Source organism: Clostridium sp. 001 (genome assembly GCF_019056555.1).
Taxonomy (GTDB): domain Bacteria; phylum Bacillota; class Clostridia; order Clostridiales; family Clostridiaceae; genus Clostridium_B; species Clostridium_B ragsdalei.
Genome location: NZ_CP020473.1, coordinates 3660073 through 3687056 on the forward strand (window position 1 = coordinate 3660073; position 26984 = coordinate 3687056).

Genomic DNA, 26984 nt, shown 5'->3' on the forward strand with positions numbered 1-26984 from the left:
TAGCAGTGCTTATCCCCCATTTTGAATAAGATGGGGGTGTTAGCAGTGGTAGCAATCGGATAAAAAATGTGCTGCGATTTTGCAGCACATTTTTTATACCTATGGTGGAGTTATTTATTTTTTAATTCTTTAAACATAGGAATTTTATATAAGTTATTAGTTAGAAATTTTACGCACCAACCTATAAAGTATCCTGTGATTATAGCAGAGATTAAAAGCACCGGTAGATATATGTATATTCTAAAGTCTTGAATTACTATAGAAGCTACTAAGAGTTGGCCTATATTGTGAAATATTGCCCCGCATATGCTTATAGTCCATAGACTTAAGGAATTTTTAAAATATTTGTATAGAAGAATCATAACAATGTTACTTAAAATTCCTCCAGCTATGCTGAACATAAAGGTAGACATTGTTCCACCGAACATAGATCCTAGAAGCGTTCTTAAAAACATAATTAGTAAGGCTTCTTTCCATCCTATAAGTATAAGTGCAGCTAGGGAAATTGTATTTGCAAGTCCTAACTTTATTCCGGGAAATAAAACTGGAACTTGAGCTTCTATTATGTAGATGACTAGAGCTATGCTTGTTAGAAAGCTTAAAAAAACCATTTTCCTTGTTTTGTTCATTAATCACACCTTGATTTTAAATATAATTTTAACTGGATATATCATCATATTTAGAATTATTTCCCTCTATTTTAATTATTAATTTATGGGGAAGACATATAATACTTTGACCTGGTTCAGATATCCATCCTGTTTTTACACAAATTTTATCAGGGCAGTCTGCGTCTTTTATGCGTATTTTACCATTTTCTATTTCTATCAAATTATAGTGAGATTTATTGTACTTTACTGTAAGTTCTTTTGCGGTTTTTACTTTAGTTAAGTCTATTGTATCTATAATTTTACCATCTTGCTTTATTACAGCTATTTTATGTGAACCCTTTACATATGAACGGTATATAAATACTCCAGCACAACTTGCAATTATTAGTATTAAAATTAATACTGCAGCAATCTTATCCCCTTTTTTCATACAAACACTCCCATACTTTGTATAATTACAGAAAATTAATTGGTAACCTCTCTATGATTTTACTATAACAAAAGGGCATTTACAATGTTACTGTAGTAAAAACTTAAATTTTAGTGTGATAAACTATTAGAACAGCTGTAAATAGAGTTAATCCCTAAAGGATACCGCCTTCTAAGTGCTGAAGAACTTAGAAGCCTGTTTCTAAGCATCAGATGGAGTTAAAACTCCATCTGATGCTTAGAAATCTGTTTATCTGTGGTTCTGAAAAATTCTGTAGTTATGAGTAGAAAAAATAAAAAATTTAGTATAAGCTTATATATCGTTTTTAATGTAAATAACTGTTGCCATCTAGAGGAATTAGAACTTGAAGTTTAGGATCACGTGATACATTACCTACGGCATATACGCTGTAAAATCTGTTTGGAATAATTCTGATGTTTGGGATATAAAGAACTTTTTTACCAGAATCAGAGGTAAATACTTCTAATGTATATTTGCCAGGCCTTACAGGAAGATATTTAGTAATTCCTTTATAGGATACATTTGGAAACAATACATTTCCATTAGGCAATTTTACATCTACACTAGGTGCGTCTGGGGAAAGATGGACAAATCTTATAAAAGCTTTACCTGGTATCTTAGGACGTCTTACATCTTCTATAGATAGTAAACCCATATTTGGATAATTGCCTATAGAAGAAATAGTAAATATTTTTCCAGCAGGTATAGGCAACCTTTTATCCAAAATAGGATTCAAATTATTTCCTGATGGGAAAATTTTTATGTTGTATACCCCTGAAGGCACACTTACATAATCAGAGAAAGATTTATAGGTTAAATTTTTGAAGATACGTCTATCATTTAAATACACATCTATTGCAGGAGAATTAGGACTGGCATTTAAAAACCTTATATAAGAAATAGGATCTATTTCAGGCATTCTGTAAAAACTTTCATAGCTGTAATAAGGGCAAATAAACATTACAGTCACCTTTCATTAAATTGATACACTAATAATATATGTGTATTTTAGTATCTGTGATACAATAATAAAGTACTTTAATACTCATTGAAAATATATTTTCCCAAATAATATAAATTTAATGAAGCAGGTACTTTGCTCATATCTATATAATCTACAGGATAATTTCCGTCCCAGGGATATATTGATAGATATTTTTCGTTATATACGTTTATCACCAGTTTTTCTTTATTAAAAGTAAAATAAATTATGTAGGCAGTTTTTTGTGGAAGGTCTTTTGGTTTATTTATAAAACTGGTCTTATTTAGATACTTTAACATGTTTTTTATATCTGTAATATTTTCATTCTTTAGTTCTGTTTCGTTGTGAAAATTATTTTCTTCTATAATGCATTTTAAGGAGGAAGACATGGTAAGATTTTTAGCAAGTAAATTGGTATAATAAAAGTTGTTAGGTTTTTTTGTAGAAAACATGTAATTACCTAATTTATAACTGCATCCTGAAAATGCAATAATTATAATTAAAAGTGTACTTAAAAACATAAAAAATTTTTTCATTTATATCACCTGACAAAAGTATTCTAGATAAAGTTATGTTTGTGTTTTGCAGTTTATACCATATAAGATAAAAATTAAAGAATTATATAAAGTGATTCTTAGGTTCAGATGAAGTTTGCTTATAAGGATGACTTTCTCCAGCTGAACCTTATTAACAGTATTCTTAGTGTCTTTAGCACTTAGAATAGGTTATCCTTTAGGGGAAGAGCTTATCCAGGCGCGTAGCAGTGCTTATCTCCCACTTTCGTAGAAAAGCAGATATCCCAAATCTTTGATTTGGTGATAGTCGCTTTCGCTGTGTGCGATGGGGGGTTAGCAATGGTAGCGATCGGATAAAAAATTTTGATAGTTAAAAGGAGAGATAGATACCAATGAATTATAAAATAATTGCAATGGATATGGATGGTACTCTTTTAAGTGATGATAAATCTATATCGAAATATAATGAAGAAATGATACATAAAGCGATGAGATCAGGTGTGAAGGTGGTTATATCCTCTGGCAGACTTCCTGTAACATTAGGATTTTATATAGATACAGTATTTAAAAATCAGCCTGTAATATGCTGTAATGGGTCTATAGTACTGGATGAAAATAAAAATATTATAAAATCCAATTTATTAGACAAAGAAGCTATTTTAAAAGTTATAGACATTTTAAGGGAAAAAAAAGATACATATTATCATTTTTACAGTGATAATATACTATATAGTGAAAGAGTTAGTCATGCTACAAGAAAGTTTTATAAATTTAATGAGAATATGGATAAAGATTTTAGGCTGGAGATAAAGATTATAAAAGATTCTAAAGAGTTTATACAAAATAATGGTTCATGTATAAATAAAATAGTAGTAATAGATAAGGATATAGATTATTTAAATGAGTTGAGGGAAAAGATAAATAAAGTATCTAAAATTGATACTACAAAATCAGATATACATAACATTGAAATAATTAGTAAAGGCGTTTCTAAGGGGAGTGGATTGAAGTTCTTGGCAGACTATTACCACATACCTCTAAATGAATGTATAGCTGTGGGAAATGATGAAAATGATGAAAGTATGATAAAAGAAGCAGGTCTTGGAATTGCTGTGGCCAATGCAAGGGAATTTTTGAAAAAGTCTGCAGATTATGTGACAGAAAAGGATAATAATAATGGAGCAATAGGGGAAATTATAAAAAAGTTTATCTGAAAGTTATAATATAATTGTATGGGTTTATTATTCTGGATTATATTGGGAGTGATATTTTTGGAACAAAAAAAACAAATTCAAACTAGATTGAAGAAGATAGAGGGACAGATAAAGGGTATTGAAAAAATGATTGAAAATGATATGTGTTGTAAGGATGTTTTAATACAAATTGCAGCAGTGAGAGCAGCAGTAAACAAAGTGGGAGGGTTGATGATACAAAACTATGCAAAAACCTGTCTTTTTGAAGAAGGGGACACGAGATGTAAAAATGATAAAATAGAATCTTTAGTATCAACTCTCACTATGTTTTTAAAATAGAGATAGCTATACTTAACAATGCAATTTAAATTTTTTGTTCTTAAACAATCTCTTTTTAAAAAGTGAAGAAGCTTTAAAGACAGAGGATACAAAAAATACACCTACAGCTATAGTTCCTGCAGTAGCTAGTGTTTTAAGACCAGTTGAAAGGGAAGCATTTATATTGCCCTGTATAGATTGAAGCATTGTGTTATACATACCTCCTCCAGGTACTAGAGGAATAATTGCTCCTATGACGAAAGTTGTTACAGGTGTTTTTAGTATACGAGCCATTATTTCAGAATAAGTAGATGCAAATACTGAAGCTATGAAAAAGCAAACTGCACTTGAAAAATTTATGTGGGAGGAACTAATTAAATATACAAACCAGGTTAATCCACCTCCTAGGGAAGTAAATATTAAGTTTTTACCTCGTACATTCTCTAGTATATTAAAACCAAGGGTGGCAATTAAAGTATATACAGAATTTATTATTATACTTGTTATCATAATTTAAATCCTCCTAAAATAATCCACAATCGCAATATAACACCAGTACCTGCTGCAATTGCTACTGCAACTAAAAAGGCTTCTAATCCCCTTGAAATTCCCGAGATTAAATCTCCTGATATTGTATCTCTTATAGCATTAGTTATTGCAAGACCAGGGACTAATAGCATAATAGAACTTATTATTATGGTATTGGTATGGGATGCTGCATGAAGTTTAGTACACATAAGTGCTATTAAGGTAGCAGTAGCTCCACATATTATGTTTATGAAAAATTCATTTGTCTGAAGAGAGTTAAGTCCTGTAGAAATCAAGCTTATAAGGCAGCCTATAATAAAGGATATTATGAAATCTACTATATTACCTCCATAGGCTAGACAAAGAAAACTTACGGCAACTCCAGAGAACAGAACATTTGCTCTAAAAGGATAAGGTTTCACTGAATCTATTTTAGACAACTTGTTCTCAATTGAATCTAGAGTATAGCATTGGTCTTTAATATGTCTGGAAACGTTGTTTACTTGGGATATTTTTTCTAAGTTTAAGGTTCTTTGCTTTACTCTTTTTACAATCGATATAGTCTGATTATATTCATCTGATGCTGAAACTATAATTACATTCAAAGTTACAAAAGCATCTACATCACATATGTCATAACTTTTACATATCCTGGTTATAGTTTCTTCTACCCTATATATTTCAGCTCCACTTTTTAGCATTATTTTTCCCGCATAAGCAGCCAAATTTATTATTCTATTTATATCCATGCTTAATCTCCCTATACCAAAAATAAACTATGCATTTATATAGCATAAAAATTCTATCACCTTATAGCAATAATGGCAATACTGGAATATTAAAAACTATACTTGTGTAAAAGGAACTTATAAAGTAATATATTAATAAAGTTAAGCACTAGACAGTATAATTCTTTATTATAGGTAATTATACTGAAAATTTTTTGAAAAAGGAGAGAAAAAAATGGATTTTAGTAGCCTTAAAAATGGAGACAATGCTGTTTATCAAATAATCAAAGAAGAGTATGGAAGACAGGAAAATGGTATAGAACTTATTGCATCAGAAAATTTTACTAGTAAAGCTGTAATGGAAGCAATGGGTTCTTTTCTTACAAATAAATATGCTGAAGGGTATCCTGGAAAAAGATATTATGGAGGATGCTTTGTAGTTGATAAAGTTGAAAATTTAGCTAAAGAGAGAATGAAAGAACTATTTGGAGGAGAACACTTTAATGTTCAGCCTCACTCAGGGTCACAGGCTAACATGGCAGTTTACATGTCAGTTTTGAAACCAGGGGATACGGTTATGGGGATGAATTTAAGTCATGGAGGCCATTTAACTCATGGAAGTAAAGTTAGTTTTTCAGGAAAATTATATAATTTTGTTTCTTATGGGTTAAGCAAGGAAACAGAGAGAATTGACTATGATATGATAAGGGAGCTGGCACTTAAACATAGACCTAAGATGATAGTTTCTGGAGCAAGCGCTTATTCAAGAGAGATAGATTTTAAGACAATAAAAGATATATGTGATGAAGTTGGAGCTTATATGATGGTAGATATGGCTCATATTGCAGGATTAGTTGCAGCAGGAAAGCACATGTCACCAGTACCTTATGCAGACTTTGTTACTACTACTACACATAAGACACTTAGAGGACCTAGGGGAGGAGCTATAATTTGTAAAGAAAAATATGGTAAAGACCTTGATAAAACTATATTTCCTGGAATACAAGGGGGACCTTTAATGCATATTATAGCAGCTAAAGCAGTTTGTTTTGGTGAAGCATTAAAAACTGAATATAAAGACTACATAGACCAGGTTGTTAAAAATGCAAAAATTTTGGGAGAAGAGCTTACAAAGTATGGATTTAGACTTGTAAGCGGTGGAACCGACAATCATCTTCTTTTAGTAGATCTCACCAATAAAAACATAACAGGAAAGGATACTGAGGAAGTCCTAGAGAAAGTAGGTATAACAGTAAATAAAAATGCAGTTCCTTTTGATAAATTAGGGGCAAATATTACAAGTGGAATTAGAATAGGTACTCCAGCGGCAACTACAAGAGGCTTTAAAGAAGAGGAAATGAAGAAAATAGCTTATTTTATAAATAGTGCTGTAGAGAACAGAGATGGTGATCTTTCTAAAATTAAGGAAGAAGTAGTTGAACTATGTCATAAGTTTCCTCTATATAATGTGAATTTATAAACAGAGTTCTTGTCATCAGATGGAGTTTTAACTCCATCTGATGCTTATTAACAGGCGTCTTAGTGCTTTAGCACTTAGAAGGCGTTACCCTTTAGGAAAAATCGTTATCCAGGGACGCAGCTGATCGCAACGTAAACTTGGAGAAAAGCAGATATCCCAAATCTTTGATTTGGTGATAGTCGCTTTCGCTGTGTGCAAGCAGATATTCCAAATCTTTGATTTGTGCGGCTAATTTCATATATAGTAAATATTACATAAGGCTTAATATATTTTCACCTAGCACTAATTGCTTTTTACCATTATCTTCAATTACTGCTTCTACCATAGTTCTTGATGCTAGGGGATTTCCCCAGGGAGCATCCGAACTAAATAGAACTCTTTCTGGAAGTGCTTCCACAGCTAACTTTAACGCAATAGTTGCATAAACTGCAGATGTATCTAAATATATATTATTTATTTCCTTGGCAATTTCAATAGTATCAAGCCAGTTAAGTCCTCCCATATGGCCAAGTATTACAGGTATATTTGGATTTAATTTAGCTAAATTTGCTATACCTTTTATGTCACTTAAAGTTAAAGGACTAAAGGTGTGAATCCATATAGGTATTGGCTTAAAATTGTTCATTGAGTTGAATACAGTTTTAAGTAAGTTCGTACATCCAGAAGCAAGAGTAAATTCACCAATACCTATAAAGTTGTTTCTTATAATTTGATCTTCAATAAAATAGCTAGTTTCATCTTCCGAAATACCAACTGGAACACTTCCAAATCCCTTGAACCTCTTAGGGGTGTTTTTTACAACTGAAGCTAATTCTTTATTTATAATTTTCCTTGATTCTAAAGAATTTGTATTACCAACTAAGATATTGTTTAAAGCTAATATGCCATTTTTAACTTCACCTACTGTTTTAGCACCTTCTGGGTGTATTGATGTGGCAAATAAAATAGTTAAATTAACCTTTGCTTCATCCATCATCTCAATTTGTTTTTTTGTAGGTAGTATTACATGTTCATGGCTGTCTATAATCATTTTCATCTATCCCTTCTATATATTGTATATAAAGAGGATAAACCTTAGAGTCGACTCTAAGTCAATGGTGATTTTAAAATTTTTTTATAGATATTTCTCCTGTCTATAGAAACTTCGATTAGTTTATTTAATTCTTCTCTTTCCCTTTTTAGCTTTTGTATGTGAGTGTCCAATATATTTAATCTTTTCTGAATTATATCATGTATATTTAAACCATTTTTAAAATCTTTTATCATACAGCCTTCTTTAATGATTTCCTTGATATCATCAAGTGACATTCCTATTTTTTTGAAAAATATCAAACACTCTAGATACCTTATATCTGATTCTGTAAATATTCTAACTCCATTTTTGTTTCTTTTTAACCATGGTAAAAATCCTATCTTTTCATAATATCTTATGGTATAAGAGGTGAGACCTGTTGCATTTGAAACATCTTTTATGGAATAATATTTCACTATAATTACCAACCTTTCTGATATTTCAATTATACAATAGTTTGTTGAATACTCAACTTTCACACATATAGTATATTGTTTAAAATTGAAATAATATTTTATTATGTTTGTACATACAATTTATATTAAAGGAAGTATAAAGGAAGTATAGTGGGGAGGATATTATTATGATAAAAAGAGGAAGTTTAATTGAAGTGGAAAATACAAAATATTATGATGGTGGACAAATAATTAAGGTATTTTCAAGAGGTGCATGTTTAAGAGATTGTGAGATGGGAGAACAGGCAGAAATAATTACTTTTACAGGACATGTAATTAAGGGCATAGTTTCCAAAAATAGATGCTGTTATAATAGGCATTATAACTTAGGTAAAAATGTAAAGGAAGTATTATCAATTAAGGTTCATTAAAGATAAATAAACTAGCATAGTAGCTAGTTATTTTTTTAATATGATTAATGTAAAATATAATAACTTATAACTATATTATTCACAACGATATATATATATGATATAATATGTACGAACTATTATGACAAAAATGCAAAAAACGTTCGAAAAATAAGTAATGAGGAGAGAGTACAATGAGTGTTAAAAGACTATTTGTAGAGAAGAAAAAAGGATTTGACATAGAAGCTCAAGGCCTTATGAAAGATATTAGAGAAAGCCTCAATATTCATGATTTAGAAAATATAAGAGTAGTAAATCGTTATGATATAGAAAATATTGATGATAGTGAATATGAAAGATCAAAGTATATAATATTTTCAGAGAAAACTGTAGATGAAATATATGAAGAAGAATTACAAGCTGAAACGAATGCTAAAATTTTTGCCGTAGAATATCTTCCAGGTCAGTATGACCAAAGAGCTGACTCTGCATCTCAATGTATTCAAATATTAACCCAGAGTGAGAAAACTCAGGTTAAATCTTCAAAAGTATACTTACTTTATGGAAACATATCTAAAGAACAATTTATGAAAATAAAAAATTATTGTATAAATCCAGTAGATTCCAGAGAAGCTTCTTTGAAAAAAATAGATCATTTAAGTGAAAAATTAGACGCACCTTCTTCTGTAAAAGTTTTGGATGGATTCATAGAAAAAAATGATGATGAGTTAAAGGACATTTTAAATTCACTTGGTCTTGCTATGAGTTTGGAAGATTTGATTTTTTGTAGAAATTATTTCAAAGAACAAAAGAGAAATCCTACTATAACTGAAATTAAAGTTATAGACACATATTGGTCAGATCACTGCAGACATACTACTTTTACTACCGAATTAAGTAAAGTATCCATAGAAGACGGAAAGTTTTCCAAACCTATAAAAAAATCCTATGAAAATTACTTAAATTTAAGAGATGAGATATATGGGGAAAACAAAAAAACTGAATGTCTTATGGATCTAGCTATTATTGGAATGAAAAAGCTCAGAAAAGACGGTAAATTAAAGGATTTAGACGAATCAGATGAAATAAATGCCTGCAGCGTAGTTGTAGATGCTGATATAAATGGAAAAACTGAAAAATGGCTCATAATGTTTAAAAATGAAACTCATAATCATCCTACAGAGATAGAACCTTTTGGAGGAGCGGCAACTTGTCTTGGAGGAGCGATTCGAGATCCTCTTTCTGGAAGATCTTATGTCTATCAAGCTATGAGAGTTACCGGAAGTGGTGATCCTAGAACTAAAATAGAAGATACTATAAAAGGAAGGCTTCCTCAGAAAAAAATAACTTTAGGAGCAGCTTCGGGATACAGTTCTTATGGAAATCAAATAGGTCTTGCAACAGGTATGGTTTCTGAAATATATGATGAAGGCTATAGGGCAAAGAGAATGGAAATAGGTGCTGTAATAGGTGCAGCTCCGTTTGAAAATGTAAAAAGGGAAGAACCAAAACCTTCTGATGTGGTAATACTGTTAGGAGGAAGAACTGGAAGAGACGGATGTGGAGGAGCAACTGGATCTTCTAAGAAACATACAGAAACATCACTTATTACCTCAGGAGCTGAAGTGCAAAAAGGTAATCCTGTTACAGAGAGAAAAATTCAAAGACTTTTTAGAAAATCAAAAGTGAGCAAGATGATAAAAAGATGTAATGATTTTGGAGCAGGTGGAGTTTCTGTAGCTATAGGAGAACTTACAAGCGGGCTTAAAATAAATCTGGATTTAGTTCCTAAAAAATATGAAGGATTGGATGGAACGGAACTTGCAATATCGGAGTCTCAAGAACGTATGGCTGTAGTTGTATCAAAGGAAGATGAAAAGAAATTTATAGAATATGCATCAGAAGAAAATCTTGAAGCTACTACAGTAGCAGAAGTTACAGATGACGATAAACTTAAAATGTACTGGAAGGGAAAACTTATTTTAGATTTAAGCAGAGAATTCTTAGATACTAATGGAGTTAGAGCAACTACAGAAGTTGTTATAAAAGCCCCAGAAGAAAATAGTTATTTTGAGAGCAGTAAGCAATACAAGAATATGAATGACGGCGAGATTTTAAATAAGTGGATCGAAACACTAAAGAATTTAAATGTATGCAGTCAAAAAGGACTTGTAGAGAGATTTGATAGCACAATAGGTGCTTCTACTGTATTTATGCCTTTTGGAGGAAAGTATCAAGATACACCAATAGAAGCTATGGCTGCAAAATTACCGGTATTAGATGGTGAAACAAATACAGCTACTTTAATGAGTTTTGGATATAATCCGGATATAGCTAAGTGGAGTCCATTCCATGGAGCTTTGTATGCGGTAGTTGAATCTGTAGCTAAAATTGCAGTTTCAGGTGGAGATGTTAATAGTATAAAGCTAACTTTTCAGGAGTATTTTGAAAGACTAGGTAAAGAACCTATTAGATGGGGAAAGCCACTTTCAGCCCTTTTAGGAGCATTACATGCTCAGAGAGAATTTGAAATAGCAGCGATAGGTGGAAAAGACAGTATGTCTGGAAGTTTTAAAGATATGGATGTACCACCTACTTTAGTATCTTTTGCTGCAGCACTTGGGGAGGCAGATAAACTTGAGTCTCCTGAATTTAAAGGATACAGAAATAATGTAATACTTTTGAAAGCTTCTAAAGATGAATTTGAGTTACCATATTTTGAAGAACTTAAAAAAATGTATAGTGTTGTAAGTTCTATGATAAGAAAAGGCGAAATATTAGCAGCTTCTACTGTTAAAACAGGAGGAATATGTGAGGCTGTAAGTAAAATGAGTTTTGGAAATAGGATAGGAATGAAATTTACAGAACCTATGAAAGGTGAAGAAATTTTTGCACCAGATTATGGTTCAATAGTTGTAGAAATGGATCCATCTGTAGACTTTGAAAAGAGCTTTAAGGGGCTTTCTTATAAGATTCTTGGTGTTACACAAAAAGAACAAAGTATCAGTATAAACGGGATTAAAATGAATATTTCAGATATGATAGGATATTGGGTAAAAACTTTGGAAAGTGTATTCCCTACACATACTGAAGTTGAAGATAAAAAAATAAAGTTTGAGCGTTTTGAAAGCAATCATAAAAGTTTTCCAGTTGTAAAAATTCCTGTACCTAAGGTTATTATACCTGTATTTCCTGGAACTAATTGTGAGTATGATTTGGGAAGGGCTTTTAAAAATGCAGGAGCAGAAGTTGATACTGTTGTAATTAAAAACTTAACTGGAAATCAGATAGAAGAATCAGTAGATCGAATAGTGAGCGGAATAAATTCGTCTCAGATTATAATGCTTCCAGGTGGATTTAGTGCAGGAGATGAACCAGATGGATCAGGAAAGTTTATTGCTACTTTTTTTAGGAATCCTAAAATAGCAGAAGCTGTAATGGAGCTTTTAAATAAGAGAGACGGACTTATACTTGGAATATGCAATGGCTTTCAGGCACTTATAAAATTGGGACTGTTACCTTTTGGAGAAATAAGGGATATAGATGAGTCATGTCCTACCCTTACGTATAATAAAATAGGAAGACATGTATCCTGTATAGTAAATACTAGAATTGTTTCAAATTTGTCTCCATGGTTTAGCAATGTATCTGTAGGGGATGTACATTCAATACCTGTTTCCCATGGAGAAGGAAGATTTATAGCAAGTGATTCCGTAATTAAAAATTTAAAAGATAAAGGTCAAATAGCTACACAGTATGTAGATTTTCAAGGAAATCCAAGTTATGACATAAAGTTTAATCCAAATGGATCATGTTTTGCTGTAGAAGGTATAACAAGTCCTGATGGAAGAATACTAGGAAAAATGGGACATTCAGAAAGAATTGGAAAAAGTGTTATAAAAAATGTTCCAGGAGTAAAAGACCAAAAGTTATTTGAAGCAGGTGTAAATTACTTTAAATTGTAGGTTTTAAAGTTGAAAATTGACGATTAAAAATGAACAGTAAACAAGGATTTTTATCCTCTATGTTGGGAAAATCTTAAATTTGAGATTTATTGACATTTTATTTATCTGATGGCTACCTGCTGTAACACTCCCACTTCTATCAAAGTGGGAGATAACAGTAGCTACGCCCCTAGATAATTCATCTAAATTTAGTGGGAGAACAAACTGCCACTAAGTAAGATTCATTTATAAAGAGAGTTCACAAATTGTGTTCTCTCTTTATTTTGTGCATATTTATTAATATGCAGAGAAAAGGTTTTAAATATTGGTTGGCTATTTTCATAGGGCCGATTAAGCAAATCATAGATTTTCTCCTGATGCTTAAGTAACAAAACTGTTAGCTTTCTGTTATGTTATTCAATGGTTTAGAATTATAAAAAAAGCTAATATATATATGAACACTTTAAAACAAATTTTGGGATTACTTATATTAAAGTTAGGGAGATGGTGAAATAATTGAATATAAAAAAATTTATTTTTAAAAATGAAAATTATTACAAAATTGTAATGATCTTAGGAATGGTATTATGCATATTATGGATATTGCTTGTGGACACAAAACCATATTCGGATTTTGACTATTATTATAGACTATCAGTAGATATAGCAAATGGTCTTCCATGGGGAGATACTTATACATCAGTTGGATATTGTATGCTTCTTGGTGGAGTTTTTAAACTTTTAGGGGCAGGTTTATTTAAGGCAAAGCTTCTTAATTTATTTTTAACTTTTGCGAGCTATATACTGTTTTATGGTGTTATAAGAAAAATAAATTTAAAAGAAAGAGATAGAAAGATAATATTTGCATTATTTGTTTTTATGCCTAATAACATATTTTACAATAGTTTGGTGGCGACGGAGCCCTTATTTACTACTATACTTATTTTTATTACTTTTATATACTTTAGAGATATTAAACATAAGTATTTTTACATAGGTTTGCTTGTGGGATTAAATGCATTAGTAAAGCCTTTTTTTATTGTCTATTTCTTTGTTATATTTTTATTGGAATTATTAATAGAGAAAAAAATTATTGCTTCTATAAAAAATTCATTAGTAGTTTTGATAGTTTGTGCTATCACTATAGCACCATGGATATGCAGAAACACAAAGCTTATAGGTCAATATACTTGTATATCTAATAATAAGGGAATTGTTCTATATATAAACAATAATTCTCAAAATAAGATGGGGAGATGGATGCCTGCAGATCAAGTAGAAAATTCTATTGTGAAAACAGAAGAATACAAGAAGGCTAATATGACGCAGAAAAATAAGATGCTCACAAATGCGGCTAAAAAATGGATAAAGTCTCATCCGATGAGATTTATAGAATTAGGTTTCAAAAGATTATGTAATGTATATTTTCTGGGAGATGACATACTTTACAGTACTCATGGAAGCAATATAAGCAGTGCTGCCGAAGCTAATTTATTTGCTTTTACTAATAGTATTAGAAACGTGATTTTTGTGCCAGCTATAATATATATATTAATTTATAGTATGGCAATTTTAAGAGCTATATGGAAAAGAAAAACCCATCTTTTAAATAAATATACTGTATACAATGTAATATTGTTTTATATGTTTACATGTGTATATTTTATAACAGAAGGACAGGGAAGATATGCTTTTCCAGAAATATTTATAATGATATACTGCTTTTATTATGCTATAAAGCCTTTAACACATAGGAGTTAGTAACTTCATACTTTTAAATCTCAATTATCAAAAATTTGTTTGAAATTTACATATGTTAGTATGGCTAATATACTATATTTTTGATATAATATTATATGGAAACATATGTAAGGAAACTATGGTGTAGATAACATCTTATATTGGGGGAGATATTGGTGGCAGTACCTATAATTATGACAGATGCATCCTGTGATTTACCAGGAAGCTTTATGGAAAAAAATAAGATACCATTTTTGGGGTTGATGTGTCACTTTAAAAGCAAAGATTATGAGGATAATTTTGGTAAATCCTTAAGCTATGAGGAATTTTATAAGGGCCTTGAAAATGGAGAAATGCCATATACATCACAGATAAATGAATACAGGTTTACTGAAAAATTCAGGGAATTGATGAAACAGAAAAGGCCTATCATATACATAGGAATGTCATCTGGAATAAGTGGAACTTTTAACAGCTCAAAACTAGCAAAGAATGCAATTTTAAGCGAATTTGAAGATGTAGATATAACTTTGATAGATAGCAAAAGTTCTTCTATTGGACTTGGAATTTTAGTATACTACGCTTGTAAAATGGCACAGCAAGGTTTAAGTAAAGATGAGATTATAAATTGGGTAAACAATAATAGGCTAAAGATGAATCATTGGTTTGTGGTAGAGGATTTAAAACATTTAAAGAGAGGCGGTAGAATATCTTCATCTAAAGCTGTTATAGGTACTCTTTTGGATGTAAAGCCTATTATATATATTGAAAATCAAGGAAAACTTAAAAATGTAACCAATGTTAGGGGAAGAAAAAAAGCTATAAAATACCTGGTAGAAAGATTTAGAGAAAGAGCCTTAGATAATGAAAATCAGGTTATAGGTATATCTCATGGAAATTGTATAGAAGATGCCAAGCTTTTAAAAAGTATAATAGAGAGAGAATTTCCAAACAATAAATTTATCGTAAACACGCTGGGTATGGGTATGGCTACTCACTGCGGTAGTGGGATGCTTTCGCTTTGTTTTTTGGGAAATAAAAGATAAATGAATATCGGATAAATATAAGAAATTACTACTGTATTTAAATTCAGTAGTAATTTTTTTTGCAAAACATATTGAAATTTTATAAATTAACTGTTATTATATCAATAACGTTTAATTTATCACTACATCGAATTAAAGTGATACTGCAATAAAATAAGGAAGTGATACTTGTGACTAATTGGAAAAAGTATATACCTGAGGGAACAAAAGATATTTTGTTTAATGAATGTGCGGAAAAAGTGAAGATAGAAAATATATTAAAAAAAATCTATATACAAAGTGGATTTATGGAAGTAAAATCACCAACATTAGAATTCTATGATGTGTTTAATGGGGAAAATGCAACTTTACCGCAGGAAAAAATATATAAATTGATTGATAACCAGGGAAGAATTTTGGCTTTGAGGGCAGATATGACTACCCCTATTGCTAGAATTGCAGGTACAAAATTGAAGGAAGTAGTTCATCCTCTAAGGCTTTGTTATACTTCCAATGTGTATAGAGTCAGCGAAAGTTTAAATGGAAAAAATAGTGAGATAACTCAATCTGGTATTGAAATAATAGGCATAGAAGGTATTGGAGGAGACGCTGAAGTTATAGTAACAGGAATAAAAGCACTTTTAAGTTGCGGACTTGAGAATTTCAAAATAGAACTTGGACATGCAGAATTATTTAAAGCATTAGTAGATGGTGTAGATTTGGATTATGAAGAAAGAGAGAAACTTAGAAAGAGTATAAATAATAAAAATTTTACTGCTTTAAATAACATACTTCTTGAAAACAAAGATAAATTTGAAGAAAGCTCTTTAAAGTCTTTGGAAGAACTTCCTAAGTTATTTGGTGGAATGGAGGTAATTGAAAGAGCCTCTCATCTTATGGAAGATAACAAGAGAGCATTGAAGGCTTTAGAAAGTATAAAAAAGGTGTATGAGATTGTAAGGAGCATTGGTTTTGAAAAATATCTAGCTCTTGATTTAGGAATGGTACACAACATAGATTATTATACTGGCATAATATTTAGAGGTTATACTCATGGGTTTGGAGGAAATATATTAAGTGGAGGAAGATATGACAATTTGATAGCTCAATTTGGAGATAGTCAGCCTGCTACAGGATTTGCCATGGATGTAGATGGAATAATCACTTCACTTGAAGAAAATGGACAATTGTGCTGCGAAAAAAATACTAAGGTTCTTGTATATTATAGAGGAGAAAACTTTGGAAAAGCTTATGAAAAAGCTGAGAGTTTAAGAAAGCAGGGCATAGTTGCAGAGTTAAGTCCTTTTAGAGATGAAAATGAAGCAAGAAAATATGCAGATAAAAAGAATATGGAATTTACAAAAATATAGGAGCGGAGAATTGATATGTCAAACATGAAGAGGGTAAAAATAGCTTTAACTAAGGGTAGAATTGAAAAAGAAGCTGTAAATATATTTCAAATGGCAGGTATAGATTGCAGTGAAGTTATAAATAAAGGCAGGAAACTTATATTTCACAATGAAGAAGATAATATAGATTTTGTACTTGTGAAAGCACCTGACGTGCTCACTTATGTAGAACATGGAGTAGTTGATGTGGGCATAGTTGGAAAAGATACTTTACTGGAACAAAATAGAGATTTTTATGAGGTACTGGATTTGGGTTTTGGAAAGTGTAAATTTTCTGTAGCAGGCCCTAAAAATTCTAATTTTTATTCCGGGTACAATAGAAAAAAAATTGCTACAAAATATCCCAACGTAGCTAGAAATTATTTTAGAAGACTGGGACAGGATGTGGAAATCATAAAAATAGAAGGATCTGTGGAATTAGCTCCTATATTGGGACTAGCAGATGCCATAGTTGATATAGTAGAAACTGGAACTACTTTAAAAGAAAACGGACTGGTGGTTTATGAAAATATATGTGACATAAGTGCCAGAATGGTAGTAAATGTAGCTAGTATGAAGATGAAGAAAAATGAAATAGAGGACATAATAAATAGAGTTCAAATGCAGATAAATGCAGGAGATATATTGACAAATTAGGAGGAAAATTCATGGAAGATAAAATTGTAAAAACAGTATATTTAGATACGGAAGAAGGAAGCAAGTATTTAAAAAATTTTAGAAATATAGAAGAGAGTATACAGGAAGATGTAACTTTAAAAGTTGCTAAAATACTTGAAGATATAAAGAAAAATGGAGATGAGGCTCTTCTAAAATATACAAACTTATTTGATAGTAAAGAGGTTACTAAAAGTAATATAAAAGTAACGCAAGAGGAAATAAAAAAAGCCTATGAGTTTGTAGAAGATGAGTTTATAGATGCATTAAAAACTGCAGCGGCAAACATAAAATTTTTTCATGAAAAGCAGAAGAAAACTTCTTGGATAATTACAAAAGAAGAAGGAGTAATACTTGGGCAGCAAATTAGGGCATTGGAGAATGTAGGAATATATGTACCGGGGGGAACAGCTGCATATCCATCCTCAGTTTTAATGAATGCAATTCCTGCAAAAGTAGCAGGAGTTAAAAATTTGCAAATGGTAACCCCACCTTCAGAAGATGGAAGTATAAATCCTAATATTTTAGTAGCTGCTGATATAGCTGGAGTAGATGAGATATATAAAGCAGGAGGAGCACAAGCTGTAGGAGCACTAGCTTTTGGAACAGAAAGTATTTCTAAAGTGGATAAAATAGTGGGACCTGGAAATATATTTGTAGCTATGGCAAAAAAGAGCGTATATGGCCAGGTAGATATAGATATGATAGCAGGGCCAAGTGAAATACTTATAATTGCAGATGAAAGGGCAAAAGCAAAATATGTGGCAGCAGACTTGATGTCACAAGCAGAACATGATGTACTTGCATCTGCAGTACTTGTTACAACTTCGAAAGAATTGGCAGGGAAAGTAAAACTGGAACTTGAAAGACAAGTACAATCCTTGGAAAGAAAGGATATAATACTAAAATCTCTGAAAGATCGTGGAGCCATAATTATAGTAGATAGCATAGAAGAAGGCATAGATGTGGCAAATGAAATAGCTCCAGAACATTTGGAATTATGTGTTGAGGATCCTTTTTCCATACTTGGAGATATAAAAAATGCAGGTTCCATATTTATGGGGGATTTTGCACCGGAACCTCTTGGAGATTATATGGCAGGACCAAATCATATACTTCCTACAAGTGGAACAGCTAGATTTTTTTCTCCTCTTTCTGTAGATGACTTTATAAAAAAATCAAGTTTTACTCGATATTCCAGAGAGGCTCTCTCAAAAATAGGAGACAAAATTATAAAGCTAGCAGAAACAGAAGGACTTACAGCTCATGCAAATTCAATAAAAGTTAGAACTAAGTAGTAAATATTTCATTAAAAGAAGGTGTTTTGTTTGAGGATAGGAGAACTTTCTAGAAAGACCTATGAAACTGATGTGAATGTAAAAATAAATTTAGATGGCAGTGGAAAATACAATATAGATACGGGAATAGGCTTTTTTAATCATATGTTGTGCATGATAGCAAAACATGGGATGACAGATCTTGATATAGCTGCAAAAGGTGATTTTGATGTGGATTTTCATCATACTATGGAGGACGTAGGAATTGTCATGGGAAAATGTATAAAAGATTCCCTAGGAGATAAAAAAAATATAAAAAGATATGGAACATTTTTTATACCAATGGATGAAAGTCTTTCAATGGTATCTATAGACTTGAGTGGTAGACCTTATTTAGTATTTGATGCTGATTTTAAAACTGAAAAAGTAGGAGAAATGGATACGGAATTGGTAGAAGAATTTTTTAGGGCAGTTGCTTTTAATGCAGAAATGACACTTCATATAAAAGTGATCTACGGAAAAAATACACACCATATGATAGAAGGAATATTTAAGGCATTTGGTCATGCACTTAAAGAAGCAGTATGTATAGATAGCAGTATAAATGGAATAATGTCTACGAAAGGAACTATATAAATAAATTAATAGTTAAGAATTAATAATTAATAGTGAGTGGAAAGTTGATGAAGAAAATTATCCATAATTGTGCATTGTGCATTGAAGAAAGGGGTGTGTAAAATTGATTTCCATTGTAGATTATGGTATGGGAAATTTAAAGAGTGTTCAAAAAGCACTTAAATATATAGGAACAGATAGCAAGATAACTTCAGATCAGTGTGAAATAGAAAAAAGTGAAGCAATTATACTTCCTGGGGTAGGTGCCTTTCCCGAGGCTATGAAAAATTTGAAAAAGAGAAATTTAGATAAAGTGTTAAAAAAGGAAGCAGGAAGTGGAAAGCCTTTTATGGGAATATGCCTTGGAATGCAGCTCTTATTTGACATAGGAGAAGAAATAGAAGAGTGTGAAGGATTAGGCCTGATACCAGGAAAAATAACAAAGTTATATGGAGATATAAAAATACCACATATGGGATGGAATAATTTAATAATAGATAAACAGTGTAAGATTTTAGACGGTGTATCTGAAAATAGCTATGTATACTTTGTACATTCATTTTATGGAGAGTTACAATCTAAGGAAAATTTAAATGCCTATAGCACTTATGGGGAAATAAACATACCAGCTGTTGTAAGTAAAGATAATGTTTATGGAGCTCAGTTCCATCCAGAAAAAAGTGGTGACATAGGTATTGAAATGCTCAAAAACTTTGTGAAGATAACAGCTTAATTGGATAATGTAAGGGGGCTTTTGTATGTTGATACTTCCAGCTATAGATTTAAGAAATGGAAAATGTGTTAGATTGTATCAAGGAAAATTTGAAAAATCAGAGATAGTAGGAGAAGATCCAGTAAAGGTAGCACTGAGTTTTAAAAAAAGCGGTGCAGAGTATATTCATATGGTGGATTTAGATGGGGCACTTGATGGAAAAATAAAAAATATAGAAGTCATATCAAAAGTAATAGACGCAAGTAAGATTCCAGTAGAACTTGGTGGAGGTATAAGAGATATAAAAACCATAGATATGCTTATAGAAATAGGAATATCAAGAGTAATACTTGGAACTGCAGCTTTAAAAAATCCTGATTTTGTGAAAAAAGCACTAAAAAAATACGGAGAAAAAATAGCAGTGGGAATAGATGCAAAAAATGAGAAAGTTGCAGTGAATGGATGGCTTAATGTAAGCAGTGTCCATTACATAGATTTTGCAAAACAAATGGAGGACATAGGAGTTAAAACTATCATTTTTACAGACATAAGTAAAGACGGAACGCTAAAGGGACCTAATTTAGATCAACTCTTTAAAATTCAAAACAGTGTAAGCTGCAGGATAATAGCTTCTGGTGGAATAAAAAATATAGACGATTTGAAGGATATAAGTAAAATGGATATTTACGGTGCTATTACAGGCAAAGCTATATATTCTGGAAACATAGATTTAAAAGAAGCTATAGAAATTTGCAAATAAAAATTAAGGTAGAAGGTGGAATGAATCATGAGTAAGTATTGGAGTGAAATTACAAAGGGTGTAGAGCCTTATGTGTGTGGTGAACAGCCTAAGGATAAAAAATATGTTAAGCTAAATACCAATGAAAGTCCTTATCCACCATCCCCTAAGGTAATTGAGGCAATAAAAAATGCTGCAGATGAAGATTTGAGATTGTACCCAGATCCAGATTGCGATAAGTTAAGGGATGTTATTTCCAAATACTATGGTTTAAATAAAAACCAAATTTTTATAGGCAATGGTTCTGATGAAGTTCTGGCTATGTCTTTTCTAACTTTTTTTAATAAGGATGAAACTATAATTTTTCCGGATATAAGTTACAGTTTTTATCCTGTATATGGTAATTTATATAATCTAAATTATAAGCTTGCAAAGTTAAATGAAGATTTTTCAATTCCATTTCAGGAATTTCTAACTGAAAACGGAGGAATAGTAATTCCAAATCCAAATGCACCTACAGGAAGATGTCTTGAAACCAAAAAAATTGAAGAAATTTTGAAATATAATCAAAATAAAGTAGTCATAATTGATGAAGCTTATGTGGATTTTGGAGGAAATTCTGTAGTAGGTCTTATAAAAAACTATCCTAATCTTTTGGTAGTACAGACATTATCTAAATCACGTTCTTTAGCTGGAATTCGTGTGGGATTTGCACTTGGACAAGAAGATCTTATAAATGGACTAAATAGAATAAAGAATTCTTTTAATTCCTATACTGTAGACAGAGTTTCAAATGCAGCAGCGATAGCAGCTTTTGAAGACCAGGATTATTTTGAAAAATGTGTTAGTAAAGTAATAAATACGAGAGAAACAACTGTAAATAAATTAGAAAAAATGGGCTTTAATATCATACCTTCAAAATCAAATTTTGTTTTTATAAGTCATGCCAAATATGCTGCAAAAGAACTTTTTACAAAGTTAAGGGAAAAAGGAGTTCTTGTCAGATATTTTAACAAGGATAGAATAGATAATTACTTAAGGGTAAGTATAGGATCAGATGAAGATATGAAATTTTTTATAGATAAAATTAAAGAAATAATAGATGAGATAGAGAGGAGCTAAGATTTTGCTTACAAAAAGAATAGTTCCATGTTTAGATGTGAATATGGGAAAGGTTGTTAAAGGAATAAACTTTGTTGACCTACAAGATGTAGGAGATCCTGTTGAAATAGCTGAACATTACAATAGGCAGGGAGCAGATGAAATAGTATTTCTGGATATTACAGCTACTCATGAAAAGAGAAAAACCATAATTGATTTAGTAGAAAGAACTGCAGAAAAAGTGTTCATACCACTTACAGTGGGTGGTGGAATATCTCAGATAGATGATTTTAAAAACATACTTAGAGCAGGTGCAGATAAAATATCAATAAATTCTTCTGCTATAAGGAATCCTAACTTAATATATGAGGCAGCAGACAAATTTGGATCACAGTGTGTAGTAGTTGCAGTGGATGCTAAAAAAAGGGATTCAGGAGATGGTTGGGATGTATTTATAGAAGGCGGAAGAAAAAATACAGGAATAGATGCATTAAAGTGGATTAAAAAGGCAGAAAGTTTAGGCGCAGGCGAAATACTTTTAACTAGTATGGATGCAGATGGTACTAAAAATGGATATGATATAGAACTTACAAGAACTGTAACTAATCTGGTAAATATTCCAGTAATAGCTTCAGGAGGATGTGGCTCTTTAAATGACTTCTATGATGTATTTAATGCTGCAGGAGCAGATGCAGCCCTTGCAGCTTCACTTTTCCACTATGGAGAGCTTACTGTAGGTGAAGTTAAACAATATTTAAAAACTAAGGATATACCAGTGAGGGTATAAAAATATGAACAAAGGTGAAAATATGGAAAGAGAAATTTTAAAGAACATAGATTTTAAAAAAGGGAAAGGACTTGTACCTACAATTGTCCAGGACTTTCAAAATGAAGAAGTACTTATGATGGCGTATATGAATGAGGAATCGTTAAAAAGAACTATCGAAACGGGAAAAACCTGGTTCTTTAGTAGATCCCGAAATGAGCTTTGGAACAAGGGAGCTACTTCAGGCCATTATCAAAATGTGAAAAGTATAAGTGTGGACTGCGATTATGACACAATTTTGATAAAAGTTGAGCAAATAGGAGCAGCTTGTCACACAGGAAACAGGAGCTGTTTTTATAGAAAATTATATTAAATTGAAGGGGGAATATTTTTATGGAATTTCAAACTATATTAGAGGAATTAAGTAAAGTTATAGAGGAGAGGAAAGTAGATCCTATAGAAGGTTCTTATACCAGTTACTTATTTAAAGAAGGAATAGATAAGATATTAAAAAAAGTAGGGGAAGAAAGTGCAGAAGTTATAATTGCAAGCAAAAACAATGATAAAAAAGAGGAAGTTTATGAAATATGTGATTTGATATATCACCTTTTAGTTTTAATGTCAAATCAAAATATAACTTTAGATGACTTATCAGAAGAACTTGGTAAAAGAAGACAGAAAATATGTAATAAAAAACCTGAAAGAAATATCATAGAAGGAATACACTAGTGTGAGTTTGCAGCTTGAAAGTTAACTTATACAAAGCATGTAATGACAAATTTCATCACGTTAAAAACTTTAATAAGTCTAAAGCTTGGCATTTAGAAAATCTAAGAACCTTAGCTAAACTCGTACCTCAAACATATCTAAGCTCCTAAGATTTTCTAAAATGCCTCGCTAAGACTTATGGAAAAGTTTTTAAATGTTCCTTTAATTTTGTCATTACATGTTACCTATAAGTTTAAATTTCAATTGAAAACTTTATAGTCTTTGATCTTAAATGAAAAAAGTAAGCCGTGTTCTTTATGCTCAAACACAGCTTACTTTTATAACTTTTCTAACTTAAAAATCAACTTATGCGTAGAAATATTTTACAATAAGCAAGTACATTTAAATATTTTGTATATACGTCTTAGTAGAAAATTCATAAAAAAACTTAGGGCTTTTGAATTGTCTGAGGTACGAGTTTTCAAAAGTCCTTAGGTTTTTGTGAATTTTCTGTTTAGACGTATCAAAATATTTAACGTACTTGTGATTGTAAAAATATTCGCAGCATAAGTTGATTTTTTGTTTATAAACTTTATGAGTAATCTTATAATTTAAGAAATTTTTAAGAATTTAATTAACAAATATTAAGAAATTTTTTCTATAATAATAAGTATAGAATGTTATATAATAATTTTAGAAAGTTAGGTATTTAAATTTGAGAGTTGGTGTTGCATTGAAGCGTTTAAAATTAAATTTACTACCATTGAGTTTACTACTAATTATACCTATAATAAATGTGTCCTATGGCCTACTAAATAATACAATTAGAGGATGCCATAGTTTAGTTACTAGTTTAGATACGGCCCTTCCATTTATAAAACAATTTATAATTGCATATTGGATGTGGTTCCCATTTATGTTTATATCACTAGTATATCTGTGTTTTAATTATAGAAATAGCTATTACAAATGTGTGATAACTATGGTTATAGGTATGATTACATGTTATATAATCTATTTTTTCTTTCAGACCATGGTGCCAAGGCCTGTTGTTAGTGGAAATGATATTTTTTCCCGTGCTGTAAGGTTTACCTATAGCTGGGATAAACCTTTTAATTGTTTTCCAAGCATACATGTGCTTGCAAGTTATATAATAATGATAGCATCAAGAAAATTGGATAAAAAACCTTTTATAAAATTTGCTATGAATTTTATGGGCATATCTGTAATAGTGTCTACTCAATTTGTAAAACAGCATGTGATTTTAGATCTGATTTTTGCTATACTATTGGCAGAGATAATCTATAGGTTTGTTGCTGGTTTCATTTTGGAAAGGGGACTAATATGGAAAAAGAAATTGTGTTGGTGGTTGACGATGAAAAAGAAATTAGAGACTTAGTTGAGATATATTTGGTAAATGAAGGATATAAGGTATTAAAAGCTTCCAATGGTTTAGAAGCTTTACAAATTTCAAGTGATAATGAAGTCGATTTAGTAATTTTAGATGTAATGATGCCTAAAATGGATGGAATTGAAGTTTGTATGAGAATAAGAAAAAGTAAAAACATGCCTATAATAATGTTGTCAGCTAAAAGTCAGGATTTAGACAAAATATTAGGTCTTACTACGGGAGCCGATGATTATGTAGTAAAACCTTTTAATCCCCTAGAACTTGTAGCCAGGGTAAAATCTCAACTGAGAAGGTATAAAAGGCTAAATATACCTAAAAAAGTTGACCAGGAAGTAATTGAAGTAGACGACTTAGTGATAAACACTAAAAATCACCAAGTAAAAGTTGGTAACAAGGATGTAAAACTCACTCCAAGAGAATTTGAAATTTTAGAACTTTTATCTTCAAATAGGGGTGTAGTGTTTAGTATTGAAAAGATTTATGAATCTGTATGGAAACAGGATTTTTTTGAATCTGATAACACTGTAATGGTACATATAAGAAAAATAAGAGAAAAGATAGAGGAAAATCCGAGAAGACCTCGTTTTATAAAGACTATTTGGGGGGTGGGATATAAAGTTGAAAAATGATTTTAAAATATCTTTAGAATCTAGCTTGAGTAAAATGAAAAACAGTATAAGGCTGGAACTTATATTTGTATTTGCCCTTTGTTTTGTCACGTCTGCTGCACTTGGAAAAGTAGCAGGCGTTTTTTTACAAAATAGGAATATCACTGCTAGAATAGATTATAGTAAAGGTATAGATAGGATGTCTGTAAATGGCAACTTAATAGGGGATGAAATAAAGAGTAAAAGTATAAGTATAGACGATAAGAATAAAATACAAAAAATTATAGATAGTTGTAATGATACTTCAGATTTGGAAAAGATAATGATTACGGATTTAAACGGAAAGGTTTTGTACAAATCAAATAATGCAGATGAAACACAAATAGATGTATATACTACTATAAAGAATTCTATAAAAAATTCTCTTGAAATGATGAAAAATATTCAAAACATATATGCAACTAATAGAGGTAATGAAATAAGTAAAAATAGAGAATATATCAGTTTTTATCCTATAAATTTTATTGATGGAAAAGCCTATTTAGTCATTAAGGGTATGCCGCAATATGAAATAATTTATGAAAAAAGATACAATCCCATTCCTGGGACCATTGTATCTTTTATATCATTTCTAACAATGTTTTATTTTATAACTAATAAAAAAATGAAATATATAGAAAATATATCTTCTGGACTTATAGAAATATCAAGGGGAAATTTAGATTATAGAATAAAGAGTCAAGGAAGAGATGAACTGGCCTTGCTATCAAATAATATAAATTTTATGGCAGAAGAACTAAACAATAAAATGAAAGTTGAAAGGGAAGAGGAGAGAATAAAAAATGAGCTCATAACTAATGTATCTCATGACTTAAGAACACCACTTACTTCTATTAAAGGGTATTTAGCTCTTATTAAAGATAAAAGATATGAGGATGAAACACAAATGAAACAATATATTAATATTGCTTACAATAAATCTGAAAAGTTAGAAGAATTAATAAATGATCTGTTTGAATACACTAAACTTACCAATAAAGCAGTTAATTTAAATAGGCAGAGTATATCATTAAATGGATTACTAGAGCAACTTATAGAAGAATTGGTTCCAATTTGTGAAGAGACAGGGGTAACTATTACTAGAAATTTTCCAAAACACAAATTTCTTGTTTATTTAGATCCGAATAAAACTGCAAGAGTGTTTGAAAATTTATTTATAAATGCTATAAGATATAGTATAAAACCAGGAGATGTAGAAGTTTCATTAAAAGAAGAAAAAGGCGCTGCAGTAATCTCTATAAAAAACAAGTGCGAGCCTGTAAGTAAAGAAGAAGTTGGTAAGTTATTTGATAGGTTTTATAGATTGGATAAATCCAGATCTTCCAATACAGGAGGAAGTGGGCTTGGACTCGCCATTGCTAAAAGTATTGTGGAAATTCAAGGTGGAAAAATAAAGGCAGAATATTCTTCTGGTTATATGGTATTTGATGTAATCTTCAATTTGGCAGATAGTAGGGCATAGGAACAATATTTTACACAAATTACATTCAAATTTTTATTCTAATAGATTATAATATAAATATGGCTTTTAA

Annotated in this window: 28 protein-coding genes; 20 read left to right on the forward strand and 8 right to left on the reverse strand. The window is 30.8% G+C overall.

Annotation, left to right across the window (positions count from 1 at the left end):
* Nucleotides 1-110 precede the first annotated feature (110 nt).
* From B5S50_RS17065 to B5S50_RS17080, 4 genes are all read right to left on the reverse strand, one after another.
* Nucleotides 111-629, reverse strand: coding sequence for a Gx transporter family protein (locus B5S50_RS17065; RefSeq protein WP_217302388.1), 519 nt, complete (start codon nt 627-629; stop codon nt 111-113).
* A gap of 28 nt (nt 630-657) precedes the next feature.
* The gene (locus tag B5S50_RS17070; RefSeq protein WP_065077542.1) at nt 658-1041 is read right to left on the reverse strand and encodes a NusG domain II-containing protein; all 384 of its coding nucleotides are present in this window, start codon (nt 1039-1041) and stop codon (nt 658-660) included.
* A 325-nt stretch (nt 1042-1366) separates the two neighbouring features.
* Nucleotides 1367-2023 (reverse strand): DUF4397 domain-containing protein, encoded by a 657-nt coding sequence (locus B5S50_RS17075; RefSeq protein ID WP_217302389.1) that lies wholly within the window; start codon nt 2021-2023, stop codon nt 1367-1369.
* 77 nt (nt 2024-2100) lie between these two features.
* Nucleotides 2101-2580: a DUF4883 family protein gene (locus B5S50_RS17080; protein ID WP_217302390.1), complete on the reverse strand. Its 480-nt coding sequence runs from the start codon at nt 2578-2580 to the stop codon at nt 2101-2103.
* A gap of 371 nt (nt 2581-2951) precedes the next feature.
* Between B5S50_RS17080 and B5S50_RS17085 the strand changes: the two genes are divergently transcribed.
* Complete coding sequence (locus B5S50_RS17085; protein WP_217302391.1) at nt 2952-3773, forward strand: Cof-type HAD-IIB family hydrolase; 822 nt, start codon at nt 2952-2954, stop codon at nt 3771-3773.
* Between the two features lie 18 nt (nt 3774-3791).
* Nucleotides 3792-4091: a metal-sensitive transcriptional regulator gene (locus B5S50_RS17090; protein ID WP_063601629.1), complete on the forward strand. Its 300-nt coding sequence runs from the start codon at nt 3792-3794 to the stop codon at nt 4089-4091.
* Nucleotides 4092-4103: 12 nt separating this feature from the next.
* On the opposite strand, the gene B5S50_RS17095 is transcribed toward B5S50_RS17090, so the two are convergent.
* Both B5S50_RS17095 and B5S50_RS17100 read right to left on the reverse strand, forming a co-directional pair.
* On the reverse strand, nt 4104-4580 hold the full coding sequence (locus tag B5S50_RS17095) for a threonine/serine exporter family protein (RefSeq protein WP_013237813.1): 477 nt from the start codon (nt 4578-4580) through the stop codon (nt 4104-4106).
* On the reverse strand, nt 4577-5347 hold the full coding sequence (locus B5S50_RS17100) for a threonine/serine exporter ThrE family protein (protein WP_217302392.1): 771 nt from the start codon (nt 5345-5347) through the stop codon (nt 4577-4579). Before B5S50_RS17100 ends, B5S50_RS17095 begins: the two co-directional genes overlap by 4 nt.
* A gap of 214 nt (nt 5348-5561) precedes the next feature.
* Here B5S50_RS17100 and glyA point away from each other — a divergent pair, with 214 nt between their 5' ends.
* Entirely contained in the window at nt 5562-6806 is a 1245-nt protein-coding gene (glyA, locus tag B5S50_RS17105) for a serine hydroxymethyltransferase (protein ID WP_217302393.1), read from the forward strand.
* 250 nt (nt 6807-7056) lie between these two features.
* Here the strand turns inward: glyA and B5S50_RS17110 are convergent, their stop codons facing one another.
* Nucleotides 7057-7842: an amidohydrolase family protein gene (locus tag B5S50_RS17110; protein WP_242872094.1), complete on the reverse strand. Its 786-nt coding sequence runs from the start codon at nt 7840-7842 to the stop codon at nt 7057-7059.
* A gap of 50 nt (nt 7843-7892) precedes the next feature.
* Entirely contained in the window at nt 7893-8294 is a 402-nt protein-coding gene (locus B5S50_RS17115; protein WP_217302394.1) for a MerR family transcriptional regulator, read from the reverse strand.
* 167 nt (nt 8295-8461) lie between these two features.
* Here B5S50_RS17115 and B5S50_RS17120 point away from each other — a divergent pair, with 167 nt between their 5' ends.
* The 17 genes from B5S50_RS17120 to B5S50_RS17200 all read left to right on the forward strand — a co-directional run bounded on the left by B5S50_RS17120 (nt 8462) and on the right by B5S50_RS17200 (nt 26914).
* Nucleotides 8462-8704 (forward strand): hypothetical protein, encoded by a 243-nt coding sequence (locus tag B5S50_RS17120; protein WP_065077534.1) that lies wholly within the window; start codon nt 8462-8464, stop codon nt 8702-8704.
* Nucleotides 8705-8877: 173 nt separating this feature from the next.
* Nucleotides 8878-12648, forward strand: coding sequence for a phosphoribosylformylglycinamidine synthase (locus tag B5S50_RS17125; protein WP_217302395.1), 3771 nt, complete (start codon nt 8878-8880; stop codon nt 12646-12648).
* A gap of 546 nt (nt 12649-13194) precedes the next feature.
* On the forward strand, nt 13195-14388 hold the full coding sequence (locus B5S50_RS17130; protein ID WP_254306767.1) for a hypothetical protein: 1194 nt from the start codon (nt 13195-13197) through the stop codon (nt 14386-14388).
* A 173-nt stretch (nt 14389-14561) separates the two neighbouring features.
* Nucleotides 14562-15413 carry a DegV family protein gene (locus B5S50_RS17135; protein ID WP_217303821.1) on the forward strand — a complete coding sequence of 284 codons (852 nt, stop codon included), beginning with the start codon at nt 14562-14564 and terminating at the stop codon, nt 15411-15413.
* A gap of 170 nt (nt 15414-15583) precedes the next feature.
* Complete coding sequence (locus tag B5S50_RS17140; RefSeq protein ID WP_217302397.1) at nt 15584-16762, forward strand: ATP phosphoribosyltransferase regulatory subunit; 1179 nt, start codon at nt 15584-15586, stop codon at nt 16760-16762.
* A 15-nt stretch (nt 16763-16777) separates the two neighbouring features.
* Nucleotides 16778-17437, forward strand: a complete 660-nt coding sequence (gene hisG, locus B5S50_RS17145; protein ID WP_217302398.1) for an ATP phosphoribosyltransferase — start codon at nt 16778-16780, stop codon at nt 17435-17437.
* A gap of 11 nt (nt 17438-17448) precedes the next feature.
* Complete coding sequence (gene hisD / locus B5S50_RS17150) at nt 17449-18753, forward strand: histidinol dehydrogenase (RefSeq protein WP_217302399.1); 1305 nt, start codon at nt 17449-17451, stop codon at nt 18751-18753.
* Nucleotides 18754-18783: 30 nt separating this feature from the next.
* Nucleotides 18784-19368: an imidazoleglycerol-phosphate dehydratase HisB gene (gene hisB, locus B5S50_RS17155; RefSeq protein ID WP_217302400.1), complete on the forward strand. Its 585-nt coding sequence runs from the start codon at nt 18784-18786 to the stop codon at nt 19366-19368.
* Nucleotides 19369-19495: 127 nt separating this feature from the next.
* The gene (gene hisH / locus B5S50_RS17160) at nt 19496-20080 is read left to right on the forward strand and encodes an imidazole glycerol phosphate synthase subunit HisH (RefSeq protein WP_302180684.1); all 585 of its coding nucleotides are present in this window, start codon (nt 19496-19498) and stop codon (nt 20078-20080) included.
* Between the two features lie 25 nt (nt 20081-20105).
* A complete protein-coding gene (gene hisA, locus B5S50_RS17165) occupies nt 20106-20819 on the forward strand; it encodes a 1-(5-phosphoribosyl)-5-[(5-phosphoribosylamino)methylideneamino]imidazole-4-carboxamide isomerase (RefSeq protein ID WP_217302402.1) in 714 nt (237 codons plus the stop codon).
* Nucleotides 20820-20846: 27 nt separating this feature from the next.
* A complete protein-coding gene (hisC, locus tag B5S50_RS17170; protein WP_217302403.1) occupies nt 20847-21920 on the forward strand; it encodes a histidinol-phosphate transaminase in 1074 nt (357 codons plus the stop codon).
* A gap of 4 nt (nt 21921-21924) precedes the next feature.
* A complete protein-coding gene (gene hisF / locus B5S50_RS17175; RefSeq protein ID WP_217302404.1) occupies nt 21925-22686 on the forward strand; it encodes an imidazole glycerol phosphate synthase subunit HisF in 762 nt (253 codons plus the stop codon).
* 4 nt (nt 22687-22690) lie between these two features.
* Nucleotides 22691-23038: a phosphoribosyl-AMP cyclohydrolase gene (hisI, locus tag B5S50_RS17180; RefSeq protein WP_242872093.1), complete on the forward strand. Its 348-nt coding sequence runs from the start codon at nt 22691-22693 to the stop codon at nt 23036-23038.
* Nucleotides 23039-23058: 20 nt separating this feature from the next.
* Nucleotides 23059-23394 carry a phosphoribosyl-ATP diphosphatase gene (gene hisE / locus B5S50_RS17185; protein ID WP_217302405.1) on the forward strand — a complete coding sequence of 112 codons (336 nt, stop codon included), beginning with the start codon at nt 23059-23061 and terminating at the stop codon, nt 23392-23394.
* A 712-nt stretch (nt 23395-24106) separates the two neighbouring features.
* Nucleotides 24107-24772: a phosphatase PAP2 family protein gene (locus B5S50_RS17190; RefSeq protein ID WP_217302406.1), complete on the forward strand. Its 666-nt coding sequence runs from the start codon at nt 24107-24109 to the stop codon at nt 24770-24772.
* Nucleotides 24718-25413 (forward strand): response regulator transcription factor, encoded by a 696-nt coding sequence (locus tag B5S50_RS17195; protein WP_065077522.1) that lies wholly within the window; start codon nt 24718-24720, stop codon nt 25411-25413. The genes B5S50_RS17190 and B5S50_RS17195 overlap by 55 nt, the downstream gene beginning before the upstream one ends.
* Nucleotides 25403-26914, forward strand: coding sequence for a HAMP domain-containing sensor histidine kinase (locus B5S50_RS17200; protein ID WP_217302407.1), 1512 nt, complete (start codon nt 25403-25405; stop codon nt 26912-26914). The genes B5S50_RS17195 and B5S50_RS17200 overlap by 11 nt, the downstream gene beginning before the upstream one ends.
* Nucleotides 26915-26984: the final 70 nt, after the last annotated feature.